The sequence below is a fragment of the Gilliamella sp. Nev6-6 genome (genome assembly GCF_001690605.1).
GTDB lineage: Bacteria > Pseudomonadota > Gammaproteobacteria > Enterobacterales > Orbaceae > Gilliamella > Gilliamella apicola_C.
On the sequence record NZ_LZHP01000098.1, the window covers coordinates 1 to 7,235 of the forward strand.

Consider the following 7,235-nt stretch of genomic DNA (forward strand, 5'->3'; position numbering starts at 1 on the left):
ATACCCATGATATTCGGCCAGTTTATCTAAGTAACGGGTAATCCTTCCTGCGAGTAAGCTTACTGCAATATCAATACCTAACGCCTCACGATTAAAGTCATCGATGACATTGAATGTCCTAAAGCGACGTTGATTACGACTACTGTCACTCATAAAATCCATTGACCAACATTCACCTTGTTTATTGGGGACTAATAACCTTTCTGGGCATCGTGGAGGAATGCGTTTTTTACGCTTTACCCTGAGATTAAGCTTTAATTCACAATACACCCGATATACCCGTTTATGATTCCATTGATAGCCGAGCTTTCTGATACGATGAAAACATTTAGGAAAGCCCCAACGTAAATGCCTATCTGTGATAGCATTCAACACCGAAACAATCACCGAATCATCCAGTAACTTAGGTTGATAATAGTAAGCACAGCGGCTTAAGCCAACAATGGCACAACTCATAGCAATAGTAACCAAATGATTTTGTTGTAGTTGCTGTGCCCACGTTTTACGTGCCTTTGTGGGCACTAAAGCTTTTTTATGATTTCTTCCTGAAGCTGAGATTTTAAGCTCAGTTCGGCAAACATCAGCTTAAGCTTGCGGTTTTCAGCCTCCAGCTCCTTTAAGCGTTTAATATCCGACGTTTCCATTCCGCTGTATTTTTCTCGCCATTTATAGAAAGTTGAATTACCCATGCCATATGTACGGCACAACTCTTTAACGGGTACACCTGCTTCAGCTTCTTTTAAAATAGCTACGATTTGATGTTCAGTCATTTTTTTCATAATTAAATCCCCTTTTCTTTTATCATAGAGAATTTTCTACTTTTTTGCTGTATTATTTTAAGGGATAGTTACACAACAACCCCACAATGAGTTAATCCAAGCCAGTGGGTAGGGTATGGCAATAAATGAATTTATGACCTTATCTTTTAGGTACTAAAAAGTGTGGATATACCAAGTAATCCCCACAAAATAAACAGGGATTTGATTATCTTCTAATAAAATTCAGGATTAACTAAATTTTCTGATTTAATGATTTCAAGGAAACGTTTATATGCGTCTTCGTCTCGTTCAACTAAATCATCTAATAAAGATTCCTGAATTAAAGCCCAGTGAAAAATACCTTTTGAATTATTTTCAAAATATACTGTCTTAAAATTAATGTGAGGTTCAATTACTGATACTTCATTAGAGCTATATGCAATAAATCCTCCGTAATTTTTAGGAAGTCCATAAAAATAAGTTTTATCATTGAACCAATAAATTGCAAATACATCTATAATAGTCCCATCTAATTCTTGAATTTTCATAATATAACCTTTTATTTGTCTATAAACGATACACCTGGTTGTGGCCATTTGGGTTTGACTGATGTTATTTTCATATCATATGCTTTTCCTGTATATGAATTATATTGATAATGAATATTGATGTTTGAACCATCAGGAAGTTTATGCATAGCCTGCATTTTTTGAATCCAGCCGATTCAGGAAAGCGAGGATCTTTATTCATTCCTGGTAATTCTCCACCCAAAGCTGGATTTTTTCTACTCCCCACAAAATAAGCAGGGATTTGATTATCTTCTAATAAAATTCAGGATTAACTAAATTTTCTGATTTAATGATTTCAAGGAAGCGTTTATATGCGTCTTCGTCTCGTTCAACTAAATCATCTAATAAAGATTCCTGAATTAAAGCCCAGTGAAAAATACCTTTTCCATTATTTTCAAAATACACTGTTTTAAAATTAATGTGAGGTTCAATTACTGATACTTCATTAGGGCTATATGCAATAAATCCTCCGTGATTTTTAGGCAGTCCGTAAAAATAAGTTTTATCATCGAACCAATAAATTGCAAATACATCTATAATAGTCCCAGTTAAATTTTTAATTTTCATAAAATAACCTTATTATTTGTCTGTAAACGATACACCTGGTTGTGGCCATTTGGGTTTGGCAGATGTTATTTTCATATCATATGCTTTTCCTGTATATGAATTATATTGATAATGAATATTGATGTTTGAACCATCAGGAAGTTCATGGATAGCCTGCATTTTTTTGAATCCAGCCGATTCAGGAAAGCGAGGATCGTTATTCATTCCTGATAATATTTGACCATTAGCAGGTTTTTTTTCTACTTGTCGCCAAAAAATTTGTTCATTCAAATCGCGCGGTACTGTTACTTGCTTACCAGCCTTTGCCGTTGAAATATTTTCTGCATTTTTAATTAATTGTTGCTGCTCTGCAGTTAAAGGCGGAAGATTATTCCCATTAATTCCCGGACACTCATCCGACAACCCCGACAATCCCAACGGGTCAATCCAAGCCAGTGGGTCGGGAACGTAGCTATAGGCATTTTCACCACCAGCCAGCCCTATTGGGTCTTGGCTGATGTAGCGGGCGGTGTACGGGTCGTAGTATCGGTAGCGATTATAGTGTAACCCAGATTATTCGTATCATCCTGATACTCACCCTTGCAGGGCCAATGCTAAAGCATTGTTCAAATTTGTTCCAGACAAATTTGTCCTCGTCAAAATACTGCCCTTGAAAGCGCAGGTTTTGTGGTACGGTGCGGTATTCTATGGCGAGGTTGCCATAGGATTTGTAAACACCACTCCAGACAATGTCACCATTTGCGGTTATGAGCTCTTGCGGGGTGCCGAGCTGGTCGTTGAGGTAGTAGTAGATTTGCCCACCTCGTCCACGACCGACTAACTGCGCCATCGGTCTAAAGCCGGTGCTGCCCGGTTCGTAAATGTAACTGATATAGCGGTAGTACTAGTATTTAGTGTGTTTATTCTTGATAATACACACTAAATTCTTCTATTCCGATAAAATCACATGATATTTCAATTTGGAATGTATCATCCATAATTTTTAATCGGTTATTACCTTCGGTTAAGTCAAAATTGATTGCAACGGGTTTACTGCTTTCGATAAAATTAGAAGATATATCAAAATCAAATACTTTAATACAGGATAATCGTATCTGGCTGCGGTTAAATTTTCGATTTACCCATTTTTGCGGAGGATTATCGGGTAAACAATCGACAAGATCAAAATGAAATATTATTCTTTCCTCTTCTGATTCTATTGTTATTTTAATATTGTTAATCTTGTCTATCTTTGGTGGTTTGGAAAAAACTATTTCCATCAGTTTTTGACTAAAATTAGGTAAATCAGTCCAATACATAACTCTATACCCTTTCAATTTGTTGAGAGTCTCTTAATGCTAATATATTTTCTAGAAAAATTTCAGAGCATATAATATTTACATGATATGAATCAGCTAAAATTTTTATTTCATTTCTATCTTTTTCAAGCTTAAAATCTATTTTAGCTAACATTCCCTGTGTCCATTTTCTCATTGAAATATTTAAAACCGATAAGTCACGGCATTCAATACTAAAAAAACAATAATTAAAATCAATGATAGAATCTGGGGATAACAAAGTATTGTTGTCATCTGGTACATGATAACAATTTACACGGAAAAAATTCTTATCCCTTTCAATAACTAAATTTAATAATTTTATTTTATTTATTTCTGGTGGATTTGAAAAAATAATTTTAAGTTTTTCATCACCAGGTAAATCTGTCCAATACATGTTTATTTTCCTTTTTATTTAAAAGAATAATGCTCTAAAGCTCCTTTTAATTGAATTACTCCATCTCTGGTTAATTCTCTAAGATTAAAATGTGGTCCCTGATCCCCTATTCCGCCAAAATCATGACCAAGAGAATGTTCCTGAATAATTATATGTTTACCATCAGATCTAGTAAAATGATATTCCCTACTCATAATAGGTTTCTTTGTTATTGGATCGAATATTTTATTTTGATTCTTATCTAATAAATACACTTTTCCAACCTTGGTTGGACTCTGATTCATTGGAATTCCTGCATCTTTTTTAGCTGCTCTAAAAGCCTCTTTCCTCGACGCAAAAATTTTGTCACAAGGATATAAGCTATTAACTTCTTTTAACCCCAACGGGTCAATCCAAGCCAGTGGGTCAGGAACGTAGCTATAGGCATTTTCACCACCAGCCAGTCCGATAGGGTCTTGGCTGATGTAGCGGGCGGTGTACGGGTCGTAATAGCGGTAGCGATTATAGTGCAGCCCTGACTCCTCGTCAAAATACTGCCCTTGAAAGCGCAGGTTTTGTGGTACGGTGCGGTATTCTATGGCGAGGTTGCCATAGGATTTGTAAACACCACTCCAGACAATGTCGCCATTCGCCGTTATGAGCTCTTGCGGGGTGCCGAGTTGGTCGTTGAGGTAGTAGTAGATTTGCCCACCCCGTCCACGACCGACTAACTGCGCCATCGGCCTAAAGCCGGTGCTGCCCGGCTCGTAAATGTAACTGATGCAGCGGTAGTCTTGGGCTTTGGTGTGTTCATTGCGGATTACCTCTACACTAAAGTCCGCATCATCGGCATGGCATTCCGTAATAAGGTTTTCACCTTGCCAAAAGAACAGCGTTTTATCGCCCGTTTGCATGTTGGTTTTGCTGATTCGGCGACCAAAGGCGTCATACTCATAACAGTGTACGGTTTCTACCGTTTGATGGAAGTCTTTGTCGTTTTCATCCCAGTAGTGGCGAATTTTTTTAAATTCAATAAGCTGATGTTGCCCATTCCATTTAAATTGGTGTTCAGTATGTTGCCGTTTACCGCGTAACTCTCGAATCACATTGCCGTATTGGTCGTACTGATAATGCCGGTCACCTTGAATCAATAAGCGGTTAGCCTTGAGCTTGTTGCTGTGGGGGCAGGGTGCTTTGGGGGTGCCATGGGTTTTGGCAGTAGATGATGCGTGTTTTAATTCATCAAGTGGCTTTTCACTGCCCAGTAAGTTATCGGCTCCGTCAAAATAAAAGTGCTCATGATAGCCTTTATAACTTAGCTCATCCGGTAATTGCCCTTGGCTATAAGGTTGGTGGCTAGCGCTACTGAGTCGGCTTTTTAAGTCGTGGGTAAAGGTTTTTACCCCCTTTGTAGTTGTCGGTCATTTGGGTGAGCTCACCGGCAATATTATATTGGTAATGACGTTCAATCGGTTTATTCAGGCTGTCTTTGACCCTGACTTTTTGATTAAGCAATCGACCACGGCTATCAAATTGCTGATGACAATTGAGTTCGCCAAATCGCCCCATGCTACGGGCAATTTCATTGCCTTCCTGCCAGCGGTGGGTTGATAGTGTTTGACCGTTTAGGTCGATTTGGCTGACTTCATCACCTCGGTAACTTAAATACCGTTAAGGTGTTTAATTACGCTTAGTGGTTATAATGAATATTTTATCCATTTATCATCACCAATGCTAAACCTCTCTTTTTTATCTACTCGCCACTCATTATTTTTATAATGTAAAGTATAACGGTAGCGTGATTTAAACCCTGTATGTTGTTGGGTATAAATAGTAACTTTATTGCCCTTTAATTCTTCTATTTTTATTATCTCTTCATCTGGTGAATATTCGGGTGGATTTCTATACGACAATGCGGCTTGCCGACCATATTTTCGTTCTTTCTTTGTGCAAAACTTATCAAATATAGTATTTAATTCATTAACTATTTGTGAACGAAACTCACCTAATAAATTATTGTCCATTATTGAATGACAGTGTAATTCCCAATGATTCATAGCAATAATAAACTCTTTTAAGGTATTTTTTGCGTTTTCAATATTCATTTAATTCACCTAATTGTTAAAAACTTCATATAAAACCTTTTTCCCATCTTTTAAAACTGTATATTTTATTTGAGTTGGTCTTGTCCCCCCATTACCATAAATAAAATCCCATTCAATATCTACAGCTCCATGCTCTTTAATATAGTCTTTGACATTTTTTTCAAATTCTCGATATTTTCCTCGATTAACAGCGGGTAATTGAGGGAATACATTCCCTTTACCGCCACTACCGCCCAATATTCTACCTAAAATATGACCGGCATCATCACTACTATAACCTAAAGAACGAGCGTGCTCTCGAGAAGATTTATTCGTACCAGTCCCAGTACCTAAATCTTCTGGTCTGACTCCAACTTTTGCGGAAAGTATTTCACCATTTGCACCATATTCTATATCTGGACATAATCCTTCGAGCCCCAACGGGTCAATCCAAGCCAGTGGGTCAGGAACATAGCTATAAGCATTTTCACCGCCAGCCAGTCCGATAGGGTCTTGGCTGATGTAGCGGGCGGTGTACGGGTCGTAGTATCGGTAGCGATTATAATGTAACCCTGACTCCTCGTCAAAATACTGCCCTTGAAAGCGCAGATTTTGTGGTACGGTGCGGTATTCTATGGCGAGGTTGCCATAGGATTTGTAAACACCACTCCAGACAATGTCACCATTCGCCGTTATGAGCTCTTGCGGGGTGCCGAGTTGGTCGTTGAGGTAGTAGTAGATTTGCCCACCCCGTCCACGACCGACTAACTGCGCCATCGGTCTAAAGCCGGTGCTGCCCGGCTCGTAAATGTAACTGATGCAGCGGTAGTCTTGGGCCTTGGTGTGTTCATTGCGGATTACCTCTACACTAAAGTCCGCATCATCGGCGTGGCATTCCGTAATGAGGTTTTCACCTTGCCAAAAGAACAGCGTTTTATCGCCCGTTTGCATGTCGGTTTTGCTGATTCGGCGACCAAAGGCGTCATACTCATAACAGTGTACGGTTTCTACCGTTTGATGAAAGTCTTTGTCGTTTTCGTCCCAGTAGTGGCGGATTTTTTTAAATTCAATAAGCTGATGTTGCCCATTCCATTTAAATTGGTGTTCAGTATGTTGCCGTTTACCGCGTAACTCTCGAATCACATTGCCGTATTGGTCGTACTGATAATGCCGGTCACCTTGAATCAATAAGCGGTTAGCCTTGAGCTTGTTGCTGTGGGGGCAGGGTGCTTTGGGGGTGCCATGGGTTTTGGCAGTAGATGATGCGTGTTTTAATTCATCAAGTGGCTTTTCACTGCCCAGTAAGTTATCGGCCCCGTCGAAATAAAAGTGCTCATGATAGCCTTTATAGCTCAGCTCATCCGGTAACTGCCCTTGGCTATAAGGTTGGTGGCTAGCGCTACTGAGTCGGCTTTTTAAGTCGTGGGTAAAGGTTTTTACCCCTTTGTAGTTGTCGGTCATTTGGGTGAGCTCACCGGCAATATTATATTGGTAATGACGTTCAATCGGTTTATTCAGGCTGTCTTTGACCCTGACTTTTTGATTAAGCAATCGACCACGGCTAT

14 protein-coding genes are annotated in these 7,235 nt (G+C 39.0%); 1 reads left to right on the top strand and 13 read right to left on the bottom strand.

Features of this window, described 5'->3' with window-relative positions:
• From A9G42_RS12180 to A9G42_RS14510, 10 genes are all read right to left on the bottom strand, one after another.
• The coding region (locus tag A9G42_RS12180; RefSeq protein WP_143426169.1) for an IS3 family transposase at positions 1–522 on the bottom strand (522 nt) is incomplete at its 3' end.
• Positions 522–779 carry a transposase gene (locus tag A9G42_RS12185; protein ID WP_082212193.1) on the bottom strand — a complete coding sequence of 86 codons (258 nt, stop codon included), beginning with the start codon at positions 777–779 and terminating at the stop codon, positions 522–524. The genes A9G42_RS12185 and A9G42_RS12180, both read right to left, overlap by 1 nt.
• A gap of 212 nt (positions 780–991) precedes the next feature.
• Complete coding sequence (locus A9G42_RS12190; protein WP_065653558.1) at positions 992–1,306, bottom strand: hypothetical protein; 315 nt, start codon at positions 1,304–1,306, stop codon at positions 992–994.
• 11 nt (positions 1,307–1,317) lie between these two features.
• Positions 1,318–1,464 (bottom strand): hypothetical protein, encoded by a 147-nt coding sequence (locus A9G42_RS13445; RefSeq protein WP_218837815.1) that lies wholly within the window; start codon positions 1,462–1,464, stop codon positions 1,318–1,320.
• Positions 1,465–1,579: 115 nt separating this feature from the next.
• A complete protein-coding gene (locus A9G42_RS12195; RefSeq protein ID WP_065653559.1) occupies positions 1,580–1,894 on the bottom strand; it encodes a hypothetical protein in 315 nt (104 codons plus the stop codon).
• A 12-nt stretch (positions 1,895–1,906) separates the two neighbouring features.
• Positions 1,907–2,311 (bottom strand): hypothetical protein, encoded by a 405-nt coding sequence (locus tag A9G42_RS14410; RefSeq protein WP_257006429.1) that lies wholly within the window; start codon positions 2,309–2,311, stop codon positions 1,907–1,909.
• A gap of 118 nt (positions 2,312–2,429) precedes the next feature.
• Entirely contained in the window at positions 2,430–2,723 is a 294-nt protein-coding gene (locus A9G42_RS14505) for an RHS domain-containing protein (protein WP_065653560.1), read from the bottom strand.
• A gap of 70 nt (positions 2,724–2,793) precedes the next feature.
• Positions 2,794–3,192 (bottom strand): Imm50 family immunity protein, encoded by a 399-nt coding sequence (locus A9G42_RS12210; protein ID WP_065653561.1) that lies wholly within the window; start codon positions 3,190–3,192, stop codon positions 2,794–2,796.
• Between the two features lie 4 nt (positions 3,193–3,196).
• Positions 3,197–3,607: an Imm50 family immunity protein gene (locus A9G42_RS12215; RefSeq protein ID WP_065653562.1), complete on the bottom strand. Its 411-nt coding sequence runs from the start codon at positions 3,605–3,607 to the stop codon at positions 3,197–3,199.
• A 14-nt stretch (positions 3,608–3,621) separates the two neighbouring features.
• Complete coding sequence (locus A9G42_RS14510; RefSeq protein WP_065653563.1) at positions 3,622–4,737, bottom strand: RHS repeat-associated core domain-containing protein; 1,116 nt, start codon at positions 4,735–4,737, stop codon at positions 3,622–3,624.
• Positions 4,738–4,808: 71 nt separating this feature from the next.
• Here A9G42_RS14510 and A9G42_RS13995 point away from each other — a divergent pair, with 71 nt between their 5' ends.
• Complete coding sequence (locus tag A9G42_RS13995; protein WP_179854643.1) at positions 4,809–4,946, top strand: hypothetical protein; 138 nt, start codon at positions 4,809–4,811, stop codon at positions 4,944–4,946.
• 2 nt (positions 4,947–4,948) lie between these two features.
• On the opposite strand, the gene A9G42_RS12225 is transcribed toward A9G42_RS13995, so the two are convergent.
• The 3 genes from A9G42_RS12225 to A9G42_RS14515 all read right to left on the bottom strand — a co-directional run.
• A complete protein-coding gene (locus A9G42_RS12225) occupies positions 4,949–5,155 on the bottom strand; it encodes a hypothetical protein (protein WP_065653335.1) in 207 nt (68 codons plus the stop codon).
• A gap of 128 nt (positions 5,156–5,283) precedes the next feature.
• Entirely contained in the window at positions 5,284–5,691 is a 408-nt protein-coding gene (locus A9G42_RS12230; RefSeq protein ID WP_065653336.1) for an NTF2 fold immunity protein, read from the bottom strand.
• A 9-nt stretch (positions 5,692–5,700) separates the two neighbouring features.
• Positions 5,701–7,235, bottom strand: a 1,535-nt coding sequence (locus A9G42_RS14515; RefSeq protein WP_218837816.1) for an RHS repeat-associated core domain-containing protein, incomplete at its 5' end; no start/stop codon positions are given.

What these genes read in the sequence shown, in the direction of transcription:
- A9G42_RS12185 (WP_082212193.1), bottom strand. Translation starts at nt 779, where the DNA reads ATGAAAAAAATGACTGAACATCAAATCGTAGCTATTTTAAAAGAAGCT.
- A9G42_RS12190 (WP_065653558.1), bottom strand. Translation starts at nt 1,306, where the DNA reads ATGAAAATTCAAGAATTAGATGGGACTATTATAGATGTATTTGCAATT.
- A9G42_RS13445 (WP_218837815.1), bottom strand. Translation starts at nt 1,464, where the DNA reads ATGCAGGCTATGCATAAACTTCCTGATGGTTCAAACATCAATATTCAT.
- A9G42_RS12195 (WP_065653559.1), bottom strand. Translation starts at nt 1,894, where the DNA reads ATGAAAATTAAAAATTTAACTGGGACTATTATAGATGTATTTGCAATT.
- A9G42_RS14505 (WP_065653560.1), bottom strand. Translation starts at nt 2,723, where the DNA reads ATGGCGCAGTTAGTCGGTCGTGGACGAGGTGGGCAAATCTACTACTAC.
- A9G42_RS12210 (WP_065653561.1), bottom strand. Translation starts at nt 3,192, where the DNA reads ATGTATTGGACTGATTTACCTAATTTTAGTCAAAAACTGATGGAAATA.
- A9G42_RS12215 (WP_065653562.1), bottom strand. Translation starts at nt 3,607, where the DNA reads ATGTATTGGACAGATTTACCTGGTGATGAAAAACTTAAAATTATTTTT.
- A9G42_RS13995 (WP_179854643.1), top strand. Translation starts at nt 4,809, where the DNA reads ATGATGCGTGTTTTAATTCATCAAGTGGCTTTTCACTGCCCAGTAAGT.
- A9G42_RS12225 (WP_065653335.1), bottom strand. Translation starts at nt 5,155, where the DNA reads ATGGGGCGATTTGGCGAACTCAATTGTCATCAGCAATTTGATAGCCGT.
- A9G42_RS12230 (WP_065653336.1), bottom strand. Translation starts at nt 5,691, where the DNA reads ATGAATATTGAAAACGCAAAAAATACCTTAAAAGAGTTTATTATTGCT.